This window comes from Kitasatospora sp. NPDC054795 (genome assembly GCF_053611565.1).
In genome coordinates this window covers 45,503-67,190 of the sequence record NZ_JBSHAP010000005.1, presented here as the reverse complement: position 1 = coordinate 67,190, position 21,688 = coordinate 45,503, and the positions used below count along the sequence as shown (strand labels likewise).

The following is a 21,688-nucleotide window of genomic DNA, read 5'->3' as shown; positions in this document are numbered from 1 at the left end:
GGTGGACGGGCCGGAGGCCGGGCGACAGGCCCCCGTGACGGCCGCGGCCGCCCGGCTCCCCGAGGCGAGGAACCGGACGGCCGGCGGTACGGACGCGGGCGCGGCGGGCGCCGGCGGCGATCAGGCCCAGCTGGAGTGCAGCGGCTTGCCCTCGGCGTAGCCGGCCGCGCTCTGGATGCCCACGATCGCCTTCTCGTGGAACTCCTCCAGGCTGGCGGCGCCCGCGTAGGTGCAGGAGCTGCGGACGCCCGCGATGATCGAGTCGATCAGGTCCTCGACGCCCGGGCGGGCCGGGTCGAGGAACATCCGGGAGTGCGAGATGCCCTCCTCGAACAGCGCCTTGCGGGCCCGGTCGTACGAGGAGTCCTGGGCGGTGCGGTTGCTCACCGCGCGGGCCGAGGCCATGCCGAAGCTCTCCTTGTACTGGCGGCCGTCGGCGGCGGTCTGGAGGTCGCCCGGGGACTCGTAGGTCCCGGCGAACCAGGAGCCGATCATCACGTTGGAGGCGCCGGCGGCCAGCGCCATCGCGACGTCGCGCGGGTGGCGCACGCCGCCGTCCGCCCAGACGTGCTTGCCGAGCCGGCGCGCCTCGGCGGCGCACTCCAGGACGGCGGAGAACTGCGGCCGGCCGACGCCGGTCATCATCCGGGTGGTGCACATGGCGCCGGGGCCGACGCCGACCTTGAGGATGTCGGCGCCCGCCTCGACCAGGTCGCGGACACCGACGGCGGAGACCACGTTGCCGGCCACGATCGGGACCTGCGGGTCCAGGCCGCGCACCGCGCGCAGCGCGCTGATCATGGACTCCTGGTGGCCGTGCGCGGTGTCGACCACCAGCACGTCGGCGCCGGCCTCGATCAGCGCCTCGGCCTTGCCCGCGACGTCGCCGTTGATGCCGACGGTGGCGGCGATCCGCAGCTTGCCGGCCGCGTCCACGGCCGGGGTGTAGAGGGTGGCGCGCAGCGCGCCCTTGCGGGTGAGGAGGCCGACCAGCCGGCCCTCGCCGTCCACGACCGGGGCGAGCTTGCGGTGCGCCTCGGTGAGCTTGTCGAAGGCGGTCCGCGGGTCGATGCCCTCGTCCAGCACCAGCAGCTCGCGGGACATGATGTCGGCCAGGCTGGTGAAGCGGTCCACGCCCTGGCAGTCGGACTCGGTGACCACGCCGACCGGCCTGCCGTCCTCGACCACCACGAGGGCGCCGTGGGCGCGCTTGGGCAGCAGCGAGATGGCCTCGGCCACGGTGGCGCCCGGGGCGAGCGTGATCGGGGTGTCGAAGACCAGGTGGCGCTGCTTGACCCAGGAGACGACCTCGGCGATGACCTCGGTGGGGATGTCCTGCGGGATGGCGACCAGGCCGCCGCGGCGGGCGACGGTCTCGGCCATCCGGCGGCCGGCGATGGCGGTCATGTTGGCCACGACCAGCGGGATGGTGGTGCCGGTGCCGTCGTTCGAGGAGAGGTCCACGCCCTGCCGGGAGCCCACGGCGGAACGGCTGGGGACCATGAAGACGTCGTCGTACGTCAGGTCGTACGAGGGCTTGAGGTCGTTCAGGAAGCGCATGAAGAAGGGCTCTCTGGCTGGGGGATACACCTCGGGTGCGGTTGCGGCGATGCCGCCGGAGCGCACTCGGGCGCCCGGCACCCAGCATTCGATTCTCCGTGAGGGCGGGGTCAAAAGCCAGTTCGAGGAGCTTTGCTGGGGCTGTCCACAAACCGTGATCAATACTCCGCGCGTAGACATGGAGGATCATCCAAAGACCCCCTCCGACGTCCGGTTTTCGCCCCGGTCCGGACCGCTCCCGTAGCATTCACGCGGTAACGGGCATGGCTTCACGCGTGTGGGCGTGGCGAACGGGAAAGCGGCAGCAGGCGTGAGCATCGGGCAGACGGACATCGAACAGACGGACAACGCGCGGCCGGACATCGCGCCGGACCGGATCGGGGACGCCGAGGAGATCGACTACGGTCCCGGCCTCGACCCCGAGCGGCTGAAGCTCTGCCTGGAGGTGATCGCCGAGCTCGACGAGCTGCACGTGGACCACCCGGACGCGATCACCGTCCGCCAGGCCGTCGGCGGCATATTCCGCACCCTGAAGCAGCGTCGCCGCCAGGAGACCCGGGCCCGCAAGACCGCCAACGACCGCGAGGTCACCGCCCGCACCGCCACCGGTGCGCCGAGCCGGATCGACGACGAGACGGCCGGCGCCTTCGGCCTGACCACCGTCACCACCACCGAGATCGCCGGCATCCTGGAGCGCCCGCGCTCCTGCTACACCTGCAAGCAGCGGTACGTCGAGGTCGACGCCTTCTACCACAACCTCTGCCAGAACTGCGCGGTCAGGAACCGCGCCCGCCGGGACGCCCGCGCCGACCTCACCGGCAAGCGCGCGCTGCTCACCGGCGGCCGCGCCAAGATCGGGATGTACATCGCGCTGATGCTGCTGCGCGACGGCGCCCACACCACCATCACCACCCGCTTCCCCAACGACGCGATCCGCCGCTTCAAGGCGATGCCGGACAGCGCCGAGTGGATCCACCGCCTCAAGATCGTCGGCATCGACCTGCGCGACCCGGCCCAGGTGCTGGCGCTGGCCGACGAGGTCGCCGCCGACGGCCCGCTGGACATCCTGATCAACAACGCCGCGCAGACCGTGCGCCGCCCGCCGGAGTCCTACCGCGAGCTGGTGAACGCCGAGTCCGCGCCGCTGCCGGCCGGCGAGCTGCCGCAGGCCACCACCATCGGCCGCTTCGGCAGCGGCAGCGTCGACCTGCCCGCACTCCCCCACCAGGCGGGCGGCGACGTGCAGCGGATCACCGCCGAGGACGTCACCTCGCTGGCCCTGGTCACCGGCTCCGCCACGCCCGCCCGGATCGCGGCCGGCACCGCGATCGACGCCGGCGGCCTGGTGCCCGACCTCGCGGACACCAACAGCTGGGTGCAGACCGTCTCGGAGGTCGGCCCGATGGAGCTGCTGGAGGTCCAGCTCTGCAATTCCACCGCGCCGTTCATCCTGATCAGCCGGCTGCGGCCGGCGATGGCCGCCTCCTCGTCCCGCCGCAAGTACGTCGTCAACGTCTCCGCGATGGAGGGCGTGTTCGCGCGCGGCTACAAGGGCGCCGGCCACCCGCACACCAACATGGCCAAGGCCGCGCTCAACATGCTCACCCGCACCAGCGCGGAGGAGATGTTCCAGACCGACGGCATCCTGATGACCGCCGTGGACACCGGCTGGATCACCGACGAGCGCCCGCACCCGGACAAGATGCGGCTCGCCGACGAGGGCTTCCACGCCCCGCTCGACCTGGTCGATGGTGCGGCGCGGGTGTACGACCCGATCGTGCGCGGCGAGGCCGGCGAGGACCTGTACGGCTGCTTCCTCAAGGACTACGACCGCGCCAACTGGTGACCTGCTGAAGGAGATGGCGAGTTGAGCACAGCACCGACCGCACCGCTGCTCGGCGCGGGGATCATCGTGCCCACCGGGGACGGCCGGGTGCTGATCGGCCGCCGGACCACCGCCGGCGAGCCGCCCACCTGGAGCCTGCCCGGCGGCAAGGTCGACCTCGGCGAGTCCTTCGAGCGGACCGCGGCCCGCGAACTCGCCGAGGAGACCGGCATCGTGCTGCCCGCCGAGGAGATGCGGGTGCTCGCCGTCCATCTCGACCACGAGCTCGGCCGGCCCCGGCTGACCGCCGCCGTGCTGGCGCCGCCCAGCCTGGCCGAGGCCGTGGTCACCGAGCCGCACGCCTGCGCCGGCTGGGAGCGCTTCCCGGTGGACGCGCTGCCGGAGCCGATGTTCTACCCGTCCGCGCTGGTCCTCGGCAGCTGGCTGCCGGGGCTGTCCCCGCGGGTGCGGGCCGGGACGCACGGCTACCCCGTCGCCCGCTGAGGGCGGGCGGCGGGGCGGCCTCCGGGCCGGGGCGGTCAGCCGTTGCGGGCCGCCTCCGGCCCGGTGATCCGCCTCAGCAGCGGCAGGGTGGAGGCGATGATCCCGACCGAGGCGACGATGCCGAGGGCGACGACGCCGAAGTACACCGCCCCGGGCGACACCAGGCCGTAGTCCATCTGGGACGAGAGGAACAGGGCCGCGGCGGCGAAGGCCGCGCCGAGCGAGATCACCGCCACCGCCAGCAGCGGCAGCACGCTCTCCAGCGCGATCACCCGCCGCAGCAGCCGCAGCGGCGACCCCGTGAGCCGCAGCATCGCGAACGGCCGCCTGCGGTCGGAGAGCCCGGCCACCACGCTGACCGCGAGGCTGCACCCGGCGATCGGAAGCGTGGTCAGCAGCACGACGTTCGCCAACTGCCGCCATCCGGCGAGCCGTTGCTGCCCTTCGGTGGCCCAGTCGCCGACCGTGTGCGCGTCGTGGTCCGGCCATGCCGCGGTGAAGACCGTACGGACCCGCTCCTTCGCCGCCGCCGATCCGTCGGTCGTGGCGTAGAGCGCCTGGACCGGGAGCCCGGCGACCTCCTCCGCGGAGATCGGGGCGGCGGGCCACTCGGCGTCGGGGTGCGACGTGAGATTGAGGAAGTCGCGCGGCGGGATGGCGGCGACGCTCGCCCCGGCCGCGCAGTGGCCGACCACGGGGATCCGGGCGAGGTCCGCGCAGGACACCAGGCCGGGGGTCATGAGCGGGGCGTCCGGGCGCGGGTTCACGGGGAGCTTCGCGAGCCCGTCCGGATTGCTGTGGACCACCGCGAGGCCCTTGAAGCCCGGCACCGCCCGCACCTCGGCCAGCACCTGTTCCGGCGTCGAGCGCGCCAGCGGCGGCCGGCCGTCCCGGAACTCGCCCTGCACCACGGACGCCCGGGACATCGGATCGCCGCCCAGCGAGCCGCGGTTGGCGTTGATGGTGCCGATGATGCAAACCGTCGACGTGGTGACGAACAGTGCCAGGATCAGGCCGCTGACCGCGCGGAACCCGGTCTTCGGGTCGTCCGCGAGCCGGCGCACCGCGATCAGCGTGGCCGGGCGGCCGGTGCGGCGGGCGACCGTACGGGCGGCGACCATGGTCAGCCACGGCCCGGCGATCACCAGGCCCAGCATCACCAGCAGGAACCCGGGCAGGTAGGCCGCGGCCTGCCCGTTGCCGGTGGCCGGGCGGCGGCCGACGAAGTACACCAGCTCCGCGAGCCCGGCCAGCAGCGGGATCAGCCGCCAGGCCCGGGGCGGCCGCGGGGTGACCCGCCGGCTGACGCCCAGGGGGGAGATGGCGACCCGGCGCAGCGCGAACCGGGCCGCGACCGCTGCGGCCAACGGCACGGCCAGGGCGGTTCCCAGGATCTGGAGCCCGGTCAGGGTCAGGTCGTCGAGGTGGAAGCGGCCGCCGGTGAAGGGCACGTCGGCCGCCAGCGGGCGCAGCGCGAGGTAGAGGCCGAAGCCGGCGACCGTACCGGCCACCGCGGCGACGGTGGACTCGACCGCGGCGATCACCGCGATCTGCCGCGGGGTGGCGCCGACCAGCCGCATCGCGGCGAACCGCTGCTCCCGGGTGGCGGCGGACAGGCGGGTCGCGGTGCCGATGAAGATCAGCACCGGAAAGATCATCGCACCGCCCACGACGGACAGGATGAGCACCATCGCATCGCCCCGGATGCCCCGGCTCAGGCAGTCGCCGTTCCCGCACTCGGGTCGGGTCGTGGCGATGGTGGTGACGGCGACGGCCCCGTGCGCGCCCTTGACCTCGTCGACCGTCCGGCCCACGAGCACGGCCATGGTGTCCGGGGACGGCATCGCCGAGTCGTTGAGTGTGCCGACCATCCGGCCCGGGATGCGGTCACCGAGTTCGGCGGCCGGGACCTTGCGCAGCAGCTCGGCCAGGGCCGGGGAGGCGTAGTACTCCCCGGGGGCCGGCAGGCGGTCGAGCCCCGGCGGGACGGGCGAGGTCGCCCCGGTGGCGGCGAGGTCGATCTCGCGGATGTCCGAGCCGTCGTAGTAGTCCACGTGCGGCCGCCACCAGAGCGGATCGACCTGCGCGGTCCCGGTCCGGCTCGCGGCACCGGTGTCGAGCCAGACCTGGCGCTGGTTGGCCCGCTCGATCGCGTTCATGCCGGCGAGCGTGGACAGCAGCAGCCCGACGCCGATCGCGACCGCCGCCGCGATCATCAGCAGCCGGGCCACCGCCTCCCGGCCGCCGCTGACGGCCAGGCGGAGCGAGAAGGCGATCACTGGGCCACCGTTCCGGCTCCGGCCGAGAGCGCACGGGCCTTGCCGTCGCGGACGATCGCCTCGCGGTCGGCGAAGGCGGCGACCCGGGGCTCGTGGGTCACCAGGACGACGGTGGTGCCCTGCTCGCGGGCCGAGGCGACCATCAGCTCCATCACCTGCTCGCCGGTCAGCGAGTCCAGCGCGCCGGTCGGCTCGTCGGCGAACAGCACCTGCGGGCGGGCCACCAACCCGCGGGCCAGCGCGACCCGTTGCGCCTGACCGCCCGACAGCTCGCCGGAGCGGCGCTTCTCCAGGCCGTCCAGGCCGAGCCGGGCGAACCACGGCCGGGCCTCCGCCAGCGCGGCGGAACGGCGCACGCCGTTCAGCAGCAGCGGCAGGGCGACGTTCTCCTCGGCCGTCAACTCCGGTACCAGCTGGCCGAACTGGAACACGAAGCCGAACCTGTCGCGGCGCAGGGCGCTGCGCTGCGCCTCCGGCATCGTGTCCAGTCGCTTCCCGCCGAACAGCACCTCGCCCGCGTCGGGCACCAGGATGCCGGCCAGGCAGTGGAGCAGCGTCGACTTGCCCGAGCCGCTGGGGCCCATGACGGCGAGCACCTCGCCGGCCTCCACGGACAGGCTCGCCCCGCGCAGCGCCGGCGTCTCACCGAAGGCGAGGGCGACGTCCCGGGCCTCGATGACCGCGGTCATCCGTTCACCTCCGCGGCGAGCGCGTCCAGGCGGGCGGCGGTGAGGTCGATCCAGCGCAGGTCGGCCTCCAGGTGGAACAGGCCGTGGTCGGCGAGCAGGGCGTCCACCAGGGCGCCGGTGCGGCGCAGTTCGGTGAGTTCGCGCATCCGGCGCAGGTGGGCGGCGCGCTGGGTGTCCAGGTAGTGCTCGGCGTCGCGGCCCAGCATCAGGGCCAGCACCACCTTGGTGAACAGCACGGACTGGAGGTTGGGCTCGGGTGCGACCGGTCCCCGCAGCCAGGTCTCGAACTCGGTCGCCCCGGTCTCGGTGATGACGTACCGCTTGCGTTCGGGCCCGTCGCCGGGCTCCGCGTCGCCGGCCATCACCTTGCCGTCGCGGGCCAGTCGGCCGAGGGTCGCGTAGACCTGACCGTACGGAAGGGGCTTGCCGCGGCCGAAGAGGGCGTCGTAGTCGCGCTTGAGGTCGTAGCCGTGGCTGGGCTCACGCTCCAGCAGCCCCAGGAGGGTCAAAGGAACACTCATGGAGGGAAACATACACCCGGCGTATACTCCGAGTGTATATCCGGGCAGAAGACGGCCATGACCTGGGACGTCGTCAGCTTCTCTACGGGGTACGGGCGGAGAGCGGGCAGGTGCCGGGCACGGCACAGGCAGGGGGTGACCCCACGACCACCCCCTGCCCCATACCTCGACCCGGCGCCCCCACGGCCGAACCGGGCCACGGCCGCGCCCAAGCACCGGGAGGGCGCCGCCGCTCCCCAGCCTGCCCGGACCGCCCGGCGGATGCCGAGGGCCGAACGTCCCGACTGCGGGGCCGAGCGGCCCTGGCGATCCTCCGGGCGCGCACGAGTCTTGTGCGCGGAGGCCCGTCGGGGGGACATTGGGGCGGGAACCACCCCGCGCCCCAGCGTCCCTGAGGAGCCCTCACCGTGTCCAGCACACCCCGTCCGGCCCGGCCCGCGTCGCTCCCCCGACGCGCCGGCCGACAGCTGCGGCGGGCCCTCGGTGCCCGGCACGAGCCGCTCGTCCGCCCCCTCGACCGCTCCCGGGCCCGCGCCTGGCTGTCCGCCCTGCTCGGCGCGGTGCTCGCGCTCGCCCTCGCCGCGGGCGGCTCCCTGCTGCTCTACCGCTCCACCGCCCACCTGGCCGACACCGACCGCGCACGGCTGCGGCAGGTCGACGCCGTGGTCCGCGGCGTCCCGGACCGCGCCACCGCCGCCGGCAGCCGCTTCGCCGGCGGCTACAGCACCCGGATCGACGCCGACGCGGCCTGGACCGCCCCCGACGGCACCCGGCACGTCGGCACCGTCCAGGCCCCGCACTCCGCCGTCACCGGCAGCCACGTCCCCGTCTGGGTCGACCCGGCCGGCGCCGTCTCCGCTCCCCCGGCCGACCGCGTGGCCCTCGCGGTCTCCGCCGCCTGCACGGGCGCCGGGGGCCTCCTCGCCCTCCTGGCCCTGCTCGCGCTCGCCCTCCGGCTGCGCCTCCACGCCCTCGACCGCCGCGCCGAGACCGCCTGGAGCACCGGCTGGGCCCGCCTCGAACCCCGCTGGAGCGGCCGCGCCGGCCACCGCAGCGAGGACTGACCGGGCCCCGGGCCCGGCCCGTCAGTCGCCGGTGACGCCCCAGAAGTAGAGGCCGTCAGGAGCGCCGTCCGGCCCGTAGGCGACCAGGCGCCGGCGCCCAGGCAACTCACCTGTCCCTCACGACGATCCGTAGGCCGCGGCCTGCCGGGACGACAACGTACCGGGAGGGCTGCGGCTCCGGCGGGCCGTCGTCGCCCGGTCAGCGGGGGCGGGTCCAGGCCGGGGCGGGGGTGGGCCTGGCCGCGCGGTGGGTGAGGGCGGCGACGGCGAGGAGCAGCGCGAGGGCCAGGGCGAGGGCGGGGGCGACGTTCGCACGGAGGACGAGGACGGCGCCGAGGAGGGCTCCGGCGAACATCCAGACGGCGGAGGCGAGACGGCGGGGGCCGGTGCGGTCGGCGGCCAGGGCGGTGATGGTCATGGTGAGCACGGTGGTGGTGAGGTCGGGCACCTTCAGGGCGCGGACCACCGCGTTCTGGCCGCCCATGGCGAAGCCGAGCAGCCCGATCAGGGTGTAGCGGGCCGGGTCGCCGGTGTGGCCGGCCACGGCCGCCAGCACGGTGGCCGCCGCGACCAGCGCCGACTGGACGGCGACGGCGACGGTCAGCAGGTGACCGCGGTGACCGGGCAGGCGACGGGCGAGGTGACCGCCGGCCAGCGCGCCGAACAGGAACGCGGCGAGGGCGGCCAGCGAGGCGGTGGCGGAGAGGTTGGCCGCACCGGCCAGGGCGAAGCCGAGGAACACCACGTTGCCGGTCATGTTGGCGACGAAGACGTGGCCGAGTTCGAGGTAGCTGACCGCGTCCACCACTCCGGTGACCACGGTCAGCACCAGCAGCATCGGAACCAGCGGTCCGTGCTCGGGGTCGGGGGTCGGCATCGGGCCTCCGGTCGGTTCGGGTGGGGTCGGGCGGCGGTTCCGGGGTGTGCCGGACCCTCGCTGCCACGGCGGCACGGCGGCACGGCGCCACGGCGCTACGGCCTCAGGCGAGCGCCGGGTTGCCGGGGTCCTCCGGTTCGTCCTCCAGGTGCCAGTGCAGGTCGCGCACGCCCGGCTCCAACGACAGCCGGGTGACGACCTGTTCGAGCGCCGGGGCGACCGACCCGGTGATCGCGACGGTGGCCCGCAGGCTGGTGGCGTCCCCGCTGTCGGTGCGGCGGGCCCGCAGACCGGTCGGGGCGAGTCCGGAGGCGGCGAGCGCCTGGAGCAGCAGGGCCCGGATGTGGGTCTCGGACTTGCGGTCGCACTCCAGGTGGATGGTGGCGCGGCTGGTGGAGTCCGGGTCGCTGCCGGACTGCGGGGCCCGGTCGAGCAGTCGGCCGGCCGGGCGCAGCACCAGGTGGACGGCGAGCACGGCGAGCGTGCCGAGGACGGCCAGCTGCAGTTTGCCGGCGGCGGCCAGCACTCCGACGGCGGCTGAACACCACAGTGTGGCCGCGGTGTTGAGGCCGCGCACGCCGGCACCGTCGCGCAGGATGACGCCACCGCCGAGGAAGCCGATACCGGAGACGACGTACGACGCGACCCTGGTGGGGCTGCCGGTGTCGCCGACGGCCTCGCTGTAGAGCACGAAGAGGGTGGCACCGGCGGCGACCAGGGCGTTGGTGCGCAGGCCGGCCATCCGGGCCCGCCATTGGCGCTCGACGCCGATCAGCGCGCCGCAGGCGACGCCGGTGGCGAGCCGGACGAGGAAGTCGACGGTGGTCAGGGTGTGCACGACGGCACCTCCTTCACGGGAGGAGGGTACGGACGGGTGGCGAGCCGCCGCCCACCGACCGTCCGTGCGGGGCGGGCGGTGACGTGCGGTCGGCACGGCCGACGGTTCGGCGCGCGGTCTTGACGACCTCGATGATGGCCATCGCCCCCGCGGCCGACGGGTAGGCGCGCAGGGCGGTCGCACCGACCCCCCGCCGGTTGCCGCACACGGGGCTGACCGCGCGTCGGGTGACGCGCTCGGCGACGCGGCACAGCACGGACCCCCCGAGCGGTGAACCGCGAGCCGCGAGCCGCGAGCCGTCCCGAGCATAGACCGCCCCCGAACAACCCGGGCCGGGTTTCCGCCCACATCCTCGACAGCTTTGTAGAAGTTTGACCGAATCCGATCACCCCGCCGGAGAACCCTCCGGAAAACCGTTCGGGAACCACCCCGCCGCGCAGCACGTCCTCCGGCATATATAGTTCACCGACATATGCAGTTGAGCAGCTCACGAGGGGGAAGTGTGTCCCACACCGATCCGACCCGGCCCGCACCCGTCCTGCACCTGGCGGGCGTCACCCGCGTGCACGGGCGGGGCGCCGCCGAGGTGCACGCCCTGCGCGGCATCGACCTGGCCGTCCACCCGGGCGAGTTCGTCGCCGTGATGGGCCCGTCCGGCTCCGGGAAGTCGACCCTGCTGACCCTGGCCGGCGGGCTGGACCAGCCCAGCGGCGGCGAGGTGCTGGTGGAGGGGGTCGCGCTCGGCGGCCTCGGCCGCGGCAGGCTCGCCGACCTGCGGCGGCGCTCGATCGGGTACGTCTTCCAGGACTACAACCTGATCCCGGCCCTGACCGCCGCCGAGAACATCGCCCTGCCGCGCGAACTCGACGGCGTCCCGGGACGCCGGGCCCGCCGGGAGGCGCTGGCCGCGCTGGAGGAGCTGGGCATCGGGGAACTCGCCGACCGCTTCCCGGACGACATGTCCGGCGGCCAGCAGCAGCGCGTCGCCATCGCCCGGGCCCTGATCGGCGAGCGCCGGCTGGTGCTCGCCGACGAGCCGACCGGCGCCCTCGACTCGGCCACCGGCGAGGCGGTGCTCGCCGTCCTGCGCGCCCGCTGCGACGCCGGCGCGGCCGCCATGATGGTCACCCACGAAGCGGCCCATGCCAGTTGGGCGGACCGGGTAGTCCACCTGCGGGACGGCGCGGTCGCCTCGGAGACCCCCGGCCGCCGGTCCTCCGCCCGCCTCGCCGCGGTGCACCCGACCGGCGTGCTCGGCGAGGTGGCACCGTGAGGATCGGAGCCTGGCGGGTCGCCCTGCGCATCGCCCGCCGCGACGCCCTGCGGGCCAAGGGCCGCAGTGCGCTGATCGCCGCCATGATCGCGCTGCCCGTCCTCGGCGTCACCGGCGCCGACGTGGTCCACCGCAGCGGGCAGCTGACCCCGGCCGAACGGGTCGAGCGGGTGGTGGGCGGCGCGGACGCCCTGGTCACCTCGCTCGACCCGGGCCAGACGGTCGAGCAGGCCCCGATCGCCGAGGACGGCGCCTTCTCCGTCCAGCCCCGCCCCGGGGAGCAGCCGACGGCCGAGCAGGAGAAGGGCGCGAGCACCGCCCCGGCCGCCCTGATCACCTCGCTGCTGCCGCCCGGCAGCGCGCTCACCCCGGCCCGGCCCGGTCCGGAGGCCGGCGCGACCTCGCCCGAGGGCCTGGTCCGCACCCTCACCACCGAGGCCGATCTCGGCGACCCGGTCTGGCGCGGCCGGCTCGACCTGGTCGAGGGTCGCGCCCCGGGCGTCCCGCACGAGGTGGCCGTCACCCGGGCCTTTCTGGACCGCTCCGGGCTCCGGCCCGGCGCCACCACCACCATCCAGGGCCTGGAGGGCACCACCTACACCATCACCGGTGTCGTGGAGCACCCGGGCGAGCTGGGACGGGTCGAACTCGTCGCCCGGCCCGGCGAGTTGGTCGACCCGCTGAGCACCGCACTGGCCGGCGCCGGACCCACCGCGCAGAAGCCCTCGGCCGCCCGGTCCGCCTGGCTGGTCCGGCTGCCGGCCGGCGCCTCCCTCGGCTGGGCCGAGGTCCAGCGGTTCAACGCCCACGGCTACACCCTCACCGCACGCTCGGTGGCACTCTCCCCGCCGCCGGAGCAGGCCGTCCCCTACTACCGGGACGCCCACCGCTACAGCGACCCGACGGCCGCCAACAACACCAGGATGGTCGTCGCCACCGTCACCGGGATGGCCCTGCTGGAGGTCGCCCTGCTCGCCGGGCCCGCGTTCGCCGTCGGCGCCCGCCGCTCGCGCCGCCAGCTCGCCCTGCTCGGCGCGGCCGGCGGGAGCCGTGCCCACGTCGGTGCGGTGGTGCTCGGCGGCGGCCTGGTCCTCGGTGCGGCCGGGGCCGTGGTCGGCGTGGTGCTCGGCACCGCGGTGGTCGCCGTGCTGCGGCCGTGGATCGAGCAGATCGGCGGCGCGCGCTTCGGCCACTTCGCCGTACCGCCGGTGGACCTGGTCGCCATCGCCGGGATCGGCCTGGCCACCGCACTGCTCGCGGCCGCGCTGCCCGCGCTGCAGGCCGCCCGGCGCAGCGTCACCGCCGGGCTGACCGGCCGGGACACCGTCCACGGACCCAACCGGCTGGTCACCGTGTCCGGCTTCGCACTGCTCGCCCTCGGCGCGGTGCTCGCGATGTACGGCGCGGCCTCGGTGCAGCGCGACCGGCCCGGCGTCGGCGGCTACGACACCCGCACCCTCACCGTGCTCGGCGGCTCGGTGATCGCCGAACTCGGCCTGCTGCTGTGCACCCCGATGCTGATCGCACTGATCGGCCGGGCCGCCGGCCGGCTGCCGCTCGGACCCCGGCTGGCCCTGCGCGACTCCGCCCGGCACCGCTCGCGCACCGCTCCGGCGGTGGCCGCGGTGATGGCCGCGGTGGCCGGGGCCGTCGCCATCGGCGTCTACACCACCAGCACCGACGCCGAGAACCGGCGCGACTACCGGCCCCAGGCCCCCTACGGCGCCGTCCAGTTGACCAGTCACGTCGAGGGGCCCCGGCTCGCCGAGGAGCGCGCCGAGCTGGAGAAGCAGCTGTCCGGGCTCGGCCCGCGCGGCGACCTCGGCCAGGTGGAGTACCGCTTCTGCGACAACTGCGCCAGCACCGTTCAGCTCAAGGGCCCGCCGGAGCGGCGCGGCCTGGGCGCACCGCCGCACCTCGCCGCCGGTGACGCGACCGTGCTGCACAACCTGTTCGGCATCCATGACCCGGTCGCCGAACAGGCGCTGGCCGCAGGGAAGCTGCTGGTCTTCGACCGGGCCCTGGTGGGCGCCGACGGCAAGGCCGTGATGATCCTGCGCGGCGGGGGCGGCGCTCCGCTGCAGCCCGGCGAGACACCCAAGCCGGACCTGCAGGAGGTCCCGGTCGACGCGGTGCTGGTGGACAACCCGGCCGCCGCCGACTTCGCCCAGGGCCTGGCACTGCCCTCCGCACTGCCCGGACTCGGTCTCGCCGCCCGGCCGACCGGCTCGGTCTGGCTGCCCGCCACCCCGCCCGACCGCAAGGCGCAGCAACGGGCCGAGGCGGCCGCCGCCCGACTGGACCGCTTCTCCACGCTGGAGGTGGAACGCGGCTACCAGCCGAAGAGCGACGCGCTCACCCTGGCGCTCACCGGCTTCGCCGGACTGGTCGTGCTCGGCGCGGCCGGGATCGCCACCGGCCTGGCGGCCGCCGACTCCCGGCAGGACCAGGCCACCCTGGCCGCGGTCGGCGCGCCACCGCGGATCCGGCGGACCATGGCGGGCCTCCAGTGCACGCTGATCGCCCTGCTGGGCGCACTGCTCGGCGCGGTCAACGGCTTCGTGCCGGCGGTGGGGCTGCTGAAGTCCCGGGCCGGCGGGTTCGGGGCCAAGCCGGCGCTGATCACCGCGCCCTGGGGCGAGCTGCTGCTGATCGTGCTGCTGCTGCCGGTGGTCGCGGGGCTGCTCGCGGCCCTGTTCACCCGCTCCCGCATCCCGCTCGGGCGGCGGCTGTCCTGAGTCCCGGGCGGGTGGCCGTCCCGACCGCGGCCGCCCGCCCCAGCCCCGGCGGGCGGCTTCGGACACGACTTGCACACCCGCCGACCACCACCCGGGCACCACCCACCGCACGCCGGGCGCCCGTCCCCTTCACCCGGGGGCGGGCGCCCGGCGCTCGCCGTACCATGGGCCGCGTTCCGGCGGGCGAGAGGCACCGGTGGTCGGCTCGGCGAGGGAGAAGAGGGCGGTGCTACGGGGCTTCGGCGATCTGGAGGCCGAGATCATGGACCGGTTCTGGTCCTGGGGCCGACCCGCCACGGTGCGCGAGGTGGTGGACGACCTCCAGCGGGAGCGGGCGGTCGCGTACACCACCGTCACCACGGTCGCGGACATCCTGCACACCAAGGGCTGGCTGCGCCGCGACAAGGTCGGCCGCGCCTGGGTGTACGAACCGACCTGCACCCGCGAGGAGTACACCGCCCGGCTGATGCACCAGGCGCTGGAGACCACCCCCGACCGGGCGGGCGCACTGCTCCACTTCGTCAACCGGATCAGCGGGGACGAGGCCTCGGCCCTGCTCGCCGCCCTCGAACAGGTGAAGTCCCGGGGCCCTGAGTGACCCTCGCGGTGCTCTGCCTCCACCTGCTGGTGACCGGCGTGCTGCTGCCCCGCCGGCTGGCCGGCTCCGTCCGGCTCCAGGCCCGTCCGGCGACGGGCGCGGCGCTCTGGCTCGCCCTGATGGCCTCGTTCACGGTGGCCCTGCTGCTCACCGCGCACCACGCGGTGGAGCCCTTCGCCCACCGGCCGGCCGGGCTGCTCGGGCTGCTCGACCTGTTCGGCCTGTTCGGCCGCCCCTCGCACGGCGAACCGGCCGGGCCGGGCCTGCCGCACACCCACGACTGGTGGCTGCTCACCGTCGGCGGGGCCCTGTTCGCCGCCCTGGTGACGGCCGTCGGTCTGCGCACCGGACGGGACCGGCGACGGCATCGGACGGTACTGGACGTGGTCGGCGTACCGGACCGGCGCTGGGACGCGCTGGTGCTGGAGCACGGCCGACCGACCGTCTACTGCCTGCCCGGGCGCCGCTCCCGGGTGGTGCTGTCGCGCGGGGCGCTGCGGCTGCTGGACGAGCGGCAGCTCACGGCGGCCGTCGCCCACGAGCACGGGCACATCCGCGGCCGCCACCACCTGTTCCGGCTGCCGGCCGACACCTTCGCACTGCTGCTCGGGCCGCTGCCGCTGGCCCGGCTGGGGCGCTCCGAGGTGGCGCTGCTGCTGGAGATGGCGGCGGACGACGCGGCGCTGGAGCGGGCTTCGCGCGACGAACTGGCGTCCGCCCTCTGCGCGTTGGCGACCAGCGGTCCGGCTCCGGCCACCGGGGTCGACGGGGCCGGCGGGGCCGGGGCCGAGGCCGGCGGGGCTCTGGGGGTGGCGTCCACCGGGGTGCTCGCCCGGGTCCGGCGGCTGGCCCGGCCGGGGACCGGACGGCGCCGGCCGGTCTGGCGGTTCGGGGTGTCGGTGCTGCCGCTGCTCCCGTACCTGCTGGTCTGCGCGCCGCACCCCTGAGACACCCCTGAAACACCCCTGGGCACCCCCGCGGGCCCGTCGGCGTGGGGGTGCCGACGGGCCCCGGGTGGGGGCGGGGTGGGGGTCCGTGGGATTTGCCGGGACTTTGACCCGCGCGGGCGAACCCGCGGGTCGAAGTCGTGCGTCCGGGCCCGCACGTCCGGACCGGCACGTCCGGACCCGCGGGCCCGGACCGGCGGGGCGCCGCTACCGGTGCCGCAGGTACGCCCCGGCGGTCGCGCGCAGGCGGTCGTGCAGCCCGTCGTAGGCGCGGGCCCGGCCGAGCAGGTTCTTCGGCAGCTTGGCGACCATCGTGTAGTTGGTGTCGCAGACGTTCGCCGCCGGAGCCAGCCCGGCCTGACTGACCAGTTGGTAGGCGTCGAGCTGGTCGAGGCCGAGCAGTTCGCCGGTCCAGCCGACCAGGTCGTGCTGGCTGATCCGGAACGCGTCCTCCAGCGGGCGGGCCGAGCCGGTGCTGATCAGGAAGTCGTCGTTCTCCAGCCGGGGCCAGGCCGGGCCGCCGCCCTTGATCAGGTCGACGATCACGGTGGTGCGCATCGCTGCCTCCACCGCCGTGCCGCAGACCTCGCCCTCGCCCTGACGGGCGTGGCCGTCGCCGATGGCGAGCAGGCCGCCCTCGGCGTTGACCCGGAAGTAGGCGGTGGTGCCGGCCCGCATCTCGGGGGTGTCCAGGTTGCCGCCGTGCGCGCCCGGGGTGATGGAGGCCAGCACCTCGCCGGCCGCCGGGGCGACGCCGACCGTGCCGTGCATCGGGTCGAGCGGCAGTTCCACCGTGAAGTCGCCGGTGCGGGCCCGGAACCGGCAGATGCCCGACGTGACGTCCAGGTCGTAGACCCAGACCCGCTCCTCCAGGGCCGGGTGGAGCATCGCGGTGGAGTGGGTCGCGGTCAGCGCGCCGAAGTGCGGGAAGGTGCTGGAGATGCCGTACTCCCGGGCCGGGATGATCTCCACGAAGTGCACCGCGAGGACGTCCCCGGGCTCGGCGCCGGCCACCGCGATCGGGCCGGTGACCGGGTTGAGGTAGGGGAAGACGCACACCTGGCTGGGCAGGTCGCCGGTGCCGCGCACCTTGCCGCCGAAGCAGTCCTCGGTGGTCAGCTCGATGACGGTGCCGGGCCGGACGGTGACCAGCGGGTCGCGGCCGCCGAAGGTGTAGGCGTAGTCCTCCGGGGCCGGGTTCAGCCGGACGATCTCGGGCAGGCTCACTGCTTCTCCTCGGCGGTGTTCGGGGCGGCGGCGGTGGCGGTGGCGGCGGAACCGTCGGTGGTGGCGTCGTTCGTGGCACCGTCGGTGCGGGCGGCGGAACCGTCGGTGGTGGACTCGGCCTCGGCGACGGCCAGCCGGGGCTTGCGCCCGGTCGCCGTCAGCCCGGCGAGCACGATCCCGCCGACGAGCAGCCAGACGAAGCCGAGCCGCTGGGCCGCGATGTTGGCGTTGACGACCACGTACGCGAGGATCGCGAAGCCGAGCGCCGGGGCGATCAGGTGCCGCCAGTAGTCCTTGCTGCGCCTGCGGACGAGGTAGTGGACGACCACGGCGACGTGCAGGACCAGGAAGGTGGTCAGCGCCCCGAAGTTGACCAGGGTGCTGAGCAGGGTGATGCCGTCCTCGCGCGAGGCCATGCAGAGGCCGAGCACCAGCGAGATCCCGGCGGTCAGCAGGGTCGCGTTGACGGGCACCCGACGGGTGGGGTGGATCCGGGCCAGGAAGGCGGGCAGCTGGCGGTCGCGGGCCATCGCGTACAGCAGCCGGGAGGTGGCCGCCTGGGCGACCAGCGAGTTGGCGAAGCCCCAGGCCACGGCGGTGGAGGCGGCGGTCAGCGTGGCGAGCCAGCCGCCGGCGGCGGTGCGGGCCGCGTCGTAGAAGGCGGTGCCGTTCGGGTCGCCGTCCCGGATCAGCGCGTCGGGGTCGGCGACCAGCAGCGAGGCGACCCAGGTCTGCACGATGAACAGTGTGCCCGCGAGCAGCAGTGCGGCGACCATGGACCGGCCGATGGCCTTGGCGGAGTCGCGGTTCTCCTCCGAGAGGGTGGAGATGCCGTCGAAGCCCAGGAAGCTGAGCACCGCGATCGAGACCGCCCCGAAGGCCAGGCTCCACGAGAAGGTGTGCGGGTCGTACAGCGGGGTGAAGTCGAAGCCCCGGCCCTTGCCGTTGGCCAGGGCGATGACCCCGACCACCACGAACAGGGCCAGCACGACGAGTTCGCCGATCAGCATCGCCCTGTTGACCCGGTTGGTGGTCTCGATGCCGAGGTAGTTGACCACGGTGTTGAGCAGCACGAAGCCGATCAGCCAGAGCCAGACCGGGATGGACGGCACCAGCGAGTTCATGGCCACGCCGGCGATCAGGTAGAGCAGTCCGGGCACCAGCACGTAGTCGAGCAGGATCATCCAGCCGGACAGGAAGCCGACCGGGGCGGCGATGCCGCGGCCCGCGTAGGTGTAGACCGAGCCGGCCATCGGGAAGGCCCGGGACATCTGGGCGTACGACAGGGCGGTGAACATCATCGCCACCATGCCGAGGACGTAGGCCAGGGCGACCATGCCGCCGGAGCCCTGGAAGACGCCGCCGAAGATGCCGAACGGTGCGATCGGCACCATGAACACCAGCCCGTAGACGAGCAGGTCGGTGAAACCGAGCGAACGGCGCAGTTCCTGCTGGTAGCCGTAGCTCTCGATGCCCTGGGGCGCGGGTGTGTCGGCCATGGTGCTCTCTCTCCGTGACGACCCTGCGGGTGTGTGGGGAGACTGTAGAGGCAACTATTTCCAGATGGAAGGGTTTTGCCGCGGCATTCCACCCGACGGGAAGGAGGCACCCGCAGTCAGTGCGGCAGCACCGCGAAGCCGAGGCCCTCGGCCCGGGCGAGGTGGATCCGCGCCCGGCCCGCACCCTCGCGGTGCAGCAGACGGCCGGCCGCCGCCAGCAGACCGTCCGGGGCCAGCGCCCCGCGGGCCGCCAGGTCGGCGAGCAGGTGCAGACCCTCGTACAGGCCCACCGCGTAGGCGTCCAGGACCGGCGCCCACGGGCCGCACAGCGCCCGGTGCCGGTCGGCGAGGCTCTGCCGGCCCTCCTCCGCCAGCGTCGCGAAGGAGGGCATCGCGGCGTAGAGCGTCCCGGTGTCGTCGCCGCCGAGCGCGAGCAGGCCGTTCTCCTCCAGGGCGCCGGAGAGCCGCACGAGCGTGCGGTCGAGCCCGCTGCGCCGCAGCGCCCGGTTGAAGTGCACCAGGTCGCGCCCGATCAGGCTGAGCAGCAGGGCGTCCGCGCGGGCGGCGCGCAGCGCGTCCAGCAGCGGGTCGAGCATCTCCTCGACCGCCCCGAACGGGACCCGCCGCTCCAGCACCACCCGGGCACCGGCCCGCGCCGCGAGACCCTCGGCGGCCCGGTGGACGGCGCGCGGCCAGATGTAGTCGTTGCCGATCAGCGCCCAGCGGCGAATTCCATGACGAACCGTCACCTTACGCACTGCGAAACCGAGTTGACGGTACGGATCGATGCCGGTACAGAGCACGCCGGGCAGCCGGGAGCCGCCCTCGTGCGGCGGGGTGAAGACGTACGCGATGCGGCCCGCGGCGACGCTCTCCACCGCCCGGTGCACATCGCTGGTGTGGCACCCGGCGAGCGCGTCCAGCGCCCCGGCGTCCAGCAGCCGCCGCACCTCGCCGGCGACCCGGCCCGGCGCTCCGCCGCCGTCCACCAGCACCAGCTCCAGCGGGCGGTCCCGGACACCGCCGGCCGCGTTGACCTCGTGCGCGGCGAGCAGCGCCCCGTCCAGCGCGGACGGGCCGGTGAGACCGAGCGGGCCGGACTGCGGCACGACGAGGCCCACCCGAAGCGCCGCCCCCTCCCGTACCGAGTGCAGCGCGTCGAGCGGATCGATCAAGCTCACCTCGACGCTCACGGTGCGAGTATCGTCGTACCGCCGATATCGGGAAAGGCCGGAGAGGGAGCGTCCGATGACCGCAGCTGGTGCCGCGCCGGGGATCGACGCCCGTCCCGGTGATCCCGTCGGCCCCGCCGCGAACCGGCCCCCGGGTGAGTCCGCGGGCGCGTCCACGAGTGAGTCCGCGGGCGACCGGCCCGCCGCCCCCGAGCCGCTCCTGGTCGAGCTGGTGACGCTGGCCCACCGCCGGCTCTCCGGCGGCCTCGCCGCCGCCCTGGCCGAGGAGGACTGCACCGTCGACCAGTGGCGGCTGCTGCGCGCCCTCGCGGGCGGCCGGGGGCACGCGATGGGAGAGCTGGCCCAGGCCCTGCTGATCCCGCAGGCGAGCCTGAGCCGGCTGGTGGACTCGCTGTGCGACTCCGGCTGGGTCTACCGGCGCCAGGACGACCAGGACCGCCGCCGGATCACCGCCCACCTCTCCCGCCAGGGCCGCACCCGGCTGACCCGCCTCGACGCCCTCGCCGCCGCCCACGACGCCGCCGTCCACCGGGCCTGCGGCCTCACCGACCCGGCGGACCTGCTGCGGCGGCTCGCCGCACTCTGACCGGCCCGTCCCCCGGCCGGCGCCGCCACGACGACGGCCCGCCCCGTCCCGTCCCGACCGATGCCCGCGCAACGACGACGGCCCGCCCCCGCCGAAGCGGGAACGGGCCGGTGGTGGCGCGCGGTCAGGCCGGGCGGACGGCGCCCTTGTACGGCATCGCGGAGATCGGCAGGACCTCGATGTTCTTGCCCGTGCGCGGGGCGTGGATCATCTTGCCGTCGCCGATGTACAGGCCGACGTGGTGGATGTCGTCGTAGAAGAAGACCAGGTCGCCGGGCTGGAGGTTGGCCCGGTCGACGTGCGGGCCGTCGTTCCACTGGTCCTGGGAGATCCGGGAGAGCTTGACGCCCGCCGCGCGGTAGGCGGCGCCGGTGAGGCCGGAGCAGTCGAAGCTGTTGGGGCCGGTCATGCTCCAGCCGTAGGGCTTGCCGAGCTGGGCCTGGGCGAAGGCGATGATGGTCGCGGCCCGGCCGCTGGCCGCAGGCACCGGGGCGTTCATGTCCGGGCGGTCGGCGGAGCGGGAGGCGCGGTCCTTGGCGGCCGCGGTGGCGGCCTGCTGGGCCTCGGCCTTGGCCTTCTCGGCGTTCTGCTGGGCGTTGATCTTGGCGCGGTCCTCGGCGCTGAGCTTGTTCAGCATCGCCTGGGCCTGGGCCAGCTTGCCCTGGATGTCCTTCTTCTGCTCCGCCAGCTGCGTGCCCACCGAGTCGAGCGCGGCCAGGGTGGCGGTGGCCTCGGCGCGGTCCTGGTCGAGCTTGCGCTGCTCGTCCTGGGCCTGCTTGAGCAGGTTCGCCTGGGATTCGGAGACCTGGCTCTGCACCGCGGCGCGCTCCAGGTAGGCGGACGGGTCGGAGTCGAGCATCAACTGGACCGACGCGTCTATGCCGTTGCTGCGGTACTGGTCGGCGGCGACCGCGCCGAGCCGGGTCCGCAGCTCGTTCATCGCCTCCTGGCCGCGGGCGACCTTCTCCTGGATCAGGTTGGCCTCGCCCTGGAGCTTCTGCTGCTTCTCCTGGAAGCCGTTGAACTTCTCGATCGCCTGCTCGGCGTCCTCGTTGAGCTGGTCGACCTGTTCCTTGACGGAGGCGAGGCTCGGGGTCGGCTCGGCGTGGGCGGTGCCGGAGGCGAGGACCGCGCCGCCGGCCGCCATGGCCGTGGTGAGGACCGCCATGCGGGCCCGGCTCGGCGGGTTGGGCTTGCGACGCTTTCCCATGACGGTCGCCCTCCTTCGGGGGAATCTGGGGACGGTCCGGACGGGGCGGGGGACGGCTCGGCCGGGACCGGGGACAGCGAAGGCGGGCAGGGCGAGCAACGGGGGGGTGCTGCCCCGCCCACCTTCTTCGAAGTAACTTAATAGATGAGGGGCCGGGTTCCGCAATCCCCCTGATCATGACGATTTGACGGCATGACGGGACATCGATCGCGTTCCGTGCCATCGGCGTTGACCTCGGACGCCGCCGCTCGCCGACGACG

At 74.6% G+C, this 21,688-nt stretch carries 18 protein-coding genes; 8 read left to right on the top strand and 10 right to left on the bottom strand.

Annotated elements, in window-relative coordinates; genetic code table 11:
- Positions 1 to 120: 120 nt before the first annotated feature.
- Positions 121 to 1,560: a GuaB1 family IMP dehydrogenase-related protein gene (locus ACWGJO_RS03110; protein WP_452181870.1), complete on the bottom strand. Its 1,440-nt coding sequence runs from the start codon at positions 1,558 to 1,560 to the stop codon at positions 121 to 123.
- A gap of 376 nt (positions 1,561 to 1,936) precedes the next feature.
- On the opposite strand from ACWGJO_RS03110, the gene ACWGJO_RS03105 reads away from it, so the two are divergent.
- Together ACWGJO_RS03105 and ACWGJO_RS03100 are read left to right on the top strand one after the other, a co-directional pair.
- Positions 1,937 to 3,406, top strand: a complete 1,470-nt coding sequence (locus ACWGJO_RS03105) for an SDR family NAD(P)-dependent oxidoreductase (protein ID WP_452181936.1) — start codon at positions 1,937 to 1,939, stop codon at positions 3,404 to 3,406.
- Between the two features lie 21 nt (positions 3,407 to 3,427).
- Complete coding sequence (locus tag ACWGJO_RS03100) at positions 3,428 to 3,889, top strand: nucleotide triphosphate diphosphatase NUDT15 (protein ID WP_452181869.1); 462 nt, start codon at positions 3,428 to 3,430, stop codon at positions 3,887 to 3,889.
- A gap of 35 nt (positions 3,890 to 3,924) precedes the next feature.
- Here ACWGJO_RS03100 and ACWGJO_RS03095 read toward each other — a convergent pair whose 3' ends face one another.
- Genes ACWGJO_RS03095 through ACWGJO_RS03085 form a run of 3 tightly spaced genes read right to left on the bottom strand, consistent with a single transcriptional unit; the run spans position 3,925 to position 7,378 of the window.
- The gene (locus ACWGJO_RS03095; protein ID WP_452181868.1) at positions 3,925 to 6,168 is read right to left on the bottom strand and encodes an FtsX-like permease family protein; all 2,244 of its coding nucleotides are present in this window, start codon (positions 6,166 to 6,168) and stop codon (positions 3,925 to 3,927) included.
- On the bottom strand, positions 6,165 to 6,857 hold the full coding sequence (locus tag ACWGJO_RS03090; protein ID WP_452181867.1) for an ABC transporter ATP-binding protein: 693 nt from the start codon (positions 6,855 to 6,857) through the stop codon (positions 6,165 to 6,167). The genes ACWGJO_RS03095 and ACWGJO_RS03090 overlap by 4 nt, the downstream gene beginning before the upstream one ends.
- Positions 6,854 to 7,378: a PadR family transcriptional regulator gene (locus ACWGJO_RS03085; protein ID WP_452181866.1), complete on the bottom strand. Its 525-nt coding sequence runs from the start codon at positions 7,376 to 7,378 to the stop codon at positions 6,854 to 6,856. Before ACWGJO_RS03085 ends, ACWGJO_RS03090 begins: the two co-directional genes overlap by 4 nt.
- A 407-nt stretch (positions 7,379 to 7,785) precedes the next feature.
- Here ACWGJO_RS03085 and ACWGJO_RS03080 point away from each other — a divergent pair, with 407 nt between their 5' ends.
- Entirely contained in the window at positions 7,786 to 8,442 is a 657-nt protein-coding gene (locus ACWGJO_RS03080) for an Rv1733c family protein (protein WP_452181865.1), read from the top strand.
- A 199-nt stretch (positions 8,443 to 8,641) separates the two neighbouring features.
- Here ACWGJO_RS03080 and ACWGJO_RS03075 read toward each other — a convergent pair whose 3' ends face one another.
- On the bottom strand, positions 8,642 to 9,319 hold the full coding sequence (locus tag ACWGJO_RS03075; protein WP_452181864.1) for a YoaK family protein: 678 nt from the start codon (positions 9,317 to 9,319) through the stop codon (positions 8,642 to 8,644).
- Positions 9,320 to 9,422: 103 nt separating this feature from the next.
- Positions 9,423 to 10,157 (bottom strand): MgtC/SapB family protein, encoded by a 735-nt coding sequence (locus ACWGJO_RS03070; RefSeq protein ID WP_452181863.1) that lies wholly within the window; start codon positions 10,155 to 10,157, stop codon positions 9,423 to 9,425.
- Between the two features lie 472 nt (positions 10,158 to 10,629).
- Here ACWGJO_RS03070 and ACWGJO_RS03065 point away from each other — a divergent pair, with 472 nt between their 5' ends.
- The 4 genes from ACWGJO_RS03065 to ACWGJO_RS03050 all read left to right on the top strand — a co-directional run bounded on the left by ACWGJO_RS03065 (position 10,630) and on the right by ACWGJO_RS03050 (position 15,713).
- Positions 10,630 to 11,430 carry an ABC transporter ATP-binding protein gene (locus ACWGJO_RS03065; protein ID WP_387688458.1) on the top strand — a complete coding sequence of 267 codons (801 nt, stop codon included), beginning with the start codon at positions 10,630 to 10,632 and terminating at the stop codon, positions 11,428 to 11,430.
- Positions 11,427 to 14,168 carry an FtsX-like permease family protein gene (locus ACWGJO_RS03060; RefSeq protein ID WP_452181862.1) on the top strand — a complete coding sequence of 914 codons (2,742 nt, stop codon included), beginning with the start codon at positions 11,427 to 11,429 and terminating at the stop codon, positions 14,166 to 14,168. Before ACWGJO_RS03065 ends, ACWGJO_RS03060 begins: the two co-directional genes overlap by 4 nt.
- 226 nt (positions 14,169 to 14,394) lie before the next feature.
- Positions 14,395 to 14,766, top strand: coding sequence for a BlaI/MecI/CopY family transcriptional regulator (locus ACWGJO_RS03055; protein WP_452181861.1), 372 nt, complete (start codon positions 14,395 to 14,397; stop codon positions 14,764 to 14,766).
- Positions 14,763 to 15,713: a M56 family metallopeptidase gene (locus ACWGJO_RS03050; protein WP_452181860.1), complete on the top strand. Its 951-nt coding sequence runs from the start codon at positions 14,763 to 14,765 to the stop codon at positions 15,711 to 15,713. The genes ACWGJO_RS03055 and ACWGJO_RS03050 overlap by 4 nt, the downstream gene beginning before the upstream one ends.
- Before the next feature lie 207 nt (positions 15,714 to 15,920).
- Here ACWGJO_RS03050 and ACWGJO_RS03045 read toward each other — a convergent pair whose 3' ends face one another.
- From ACWGJO_RS03045 to ACWGJO_RS03035, 3 genes are all read right to left on the bottom strand, one after another.
- On the bottom strand, positions 15,921 to 16,940 hold the full coding sequence (locus ACWGJO_RS03045) for an acetamidase/formamidase family protein (RefSeq protein WP_452181859.1): 1,020 nt from the start codon (positions 16,938 to 16,940) through the stop codon (positions 15,921 to 15,923).
- Positions 16,937 to 18,439 carry an APC family permease gene (locus ACWGJO_RS03040; protein WP_452181858.1) on the bottom strand — a complete coding sequence of 501 codons (1,503 nt, stop codon included), beginning with the start codon at positions 18,437 to 18,439 and terminating at the stop codon, positions 16,937 to 16,939. Before ACWGJO_RS03040 ends, ACWGJO_RS03045 begins: the two co-directional genes overlap by 4 nt.
- Before the next feature lie 116 nt (positions 18,440 to 18,555).
- Positions 18,556 to 19,632: an ABC transporter substrate-binding protein gene (locus ACWGJO_RS03035; protein WP_452181857.1), complete on the bottom strand. Its 1,077-nt coding sequence runs from the start codon at positions 19,630 to 19,632 to the stop codon at positions 18,556 to 18,558.
- Positions 19,633 to 19,687: 55 nt separating this feature from the next.
- On the opposite strand from ACWGJO_RS03035, the gene ACWGJO_RS03030 reads away from it, so the two are divergent.
- The gene (locus tag ACWGJO_RS03030; RefSeq protein WP_452181856.1) at positions 19,688 to 20,218 is read left to right on the top strand and encodes a MarR family winged helix-turn-helix transcriptional regulator; all 531 of its coding nucleotides are present in this window, start codon (positions 19,688 to 19,690) and stop codon (positions 20,216 to 20,218) included.
- Positions 20,219 to 20,342: 124 nt separating this feature from the next.
- On the opposite strand, the gene ACWGJO_RS03025 is transcribed toward ACWGJO_RS03030, so the two are convergent.
- Entirely contained in the window at positions 20,343 to 21,428 is a 1,086-nt protein-coding gene (locus ACWGJO_RS03025; protein ID WP_359898744.1) for a C40 family peptidase, read from the bottom strand.
- Between the last annotated feature and the right edge of the window lie 260 nt (positions 21,429 to 21,688).

Bases quoted from the DNA above. Each gene is read 5' to 3' on its own strand.
- ACWGJO_RS03110 (WP_452181870.1), bottom strand. From the start codon at position 1,560: ATGCGCTTCCTGAACGACCTCAAGCCCTCGTACGACCTGACGTACGAC.
- ACWGJO_RS03090 (WP_452181867.1), bottom strand. From the start codon at position 6,857: ATGACCGCGGTCATCGAGGCCCGGGACGTCGCCCTCGCCTTCGGTGAG.
- ACWGJO_RS03085 (WP_452181866.1), bottom strand. From the start codon at position 7,378: ATGAGTGTTCCTTTGACCCTCCTGGGGCTGCTGGAGCGTGAGCCCAGC.
- ACWGJO_RS03075 (WP_452181864.1), bottom strand. From the start codon at position 9,319: ATGCCGACCCCCGACCCCGAGCACGGACCGCTGGTTCCGATGCTGCTG.
- ACWGJO_RS03065 (WP_387688458.1), top strand. From the start codon at position 10,630: ATGCAGTTGAGCAGCTCACGAGGGGGAAGTGTGTCCCACACCGATCCG.
- ACWGJO_RS03040 (WP_452181858.1), bottom strand. From the start codon at position 18,439: ATGGCCGACACACCCGCGCCCCAGGGCATCGAGAGCTACGGCTACCAG.
- ACWGJO_RS03030 (WP_452181856.1), top strand. From the start codon at position 19,688: ATGACCGCAGCTGGTGCCGCGCCGGGGATCGACGCCCGTCCCGGTGAT.
- ACWGJO_RS03025 (WP_359898744.1), bottom strand. From the start codon at position 21,428: ATGGGAAAGCGTCGCAAGCCCAACCCGCCGAGCCGGGCCCGCATGGCG.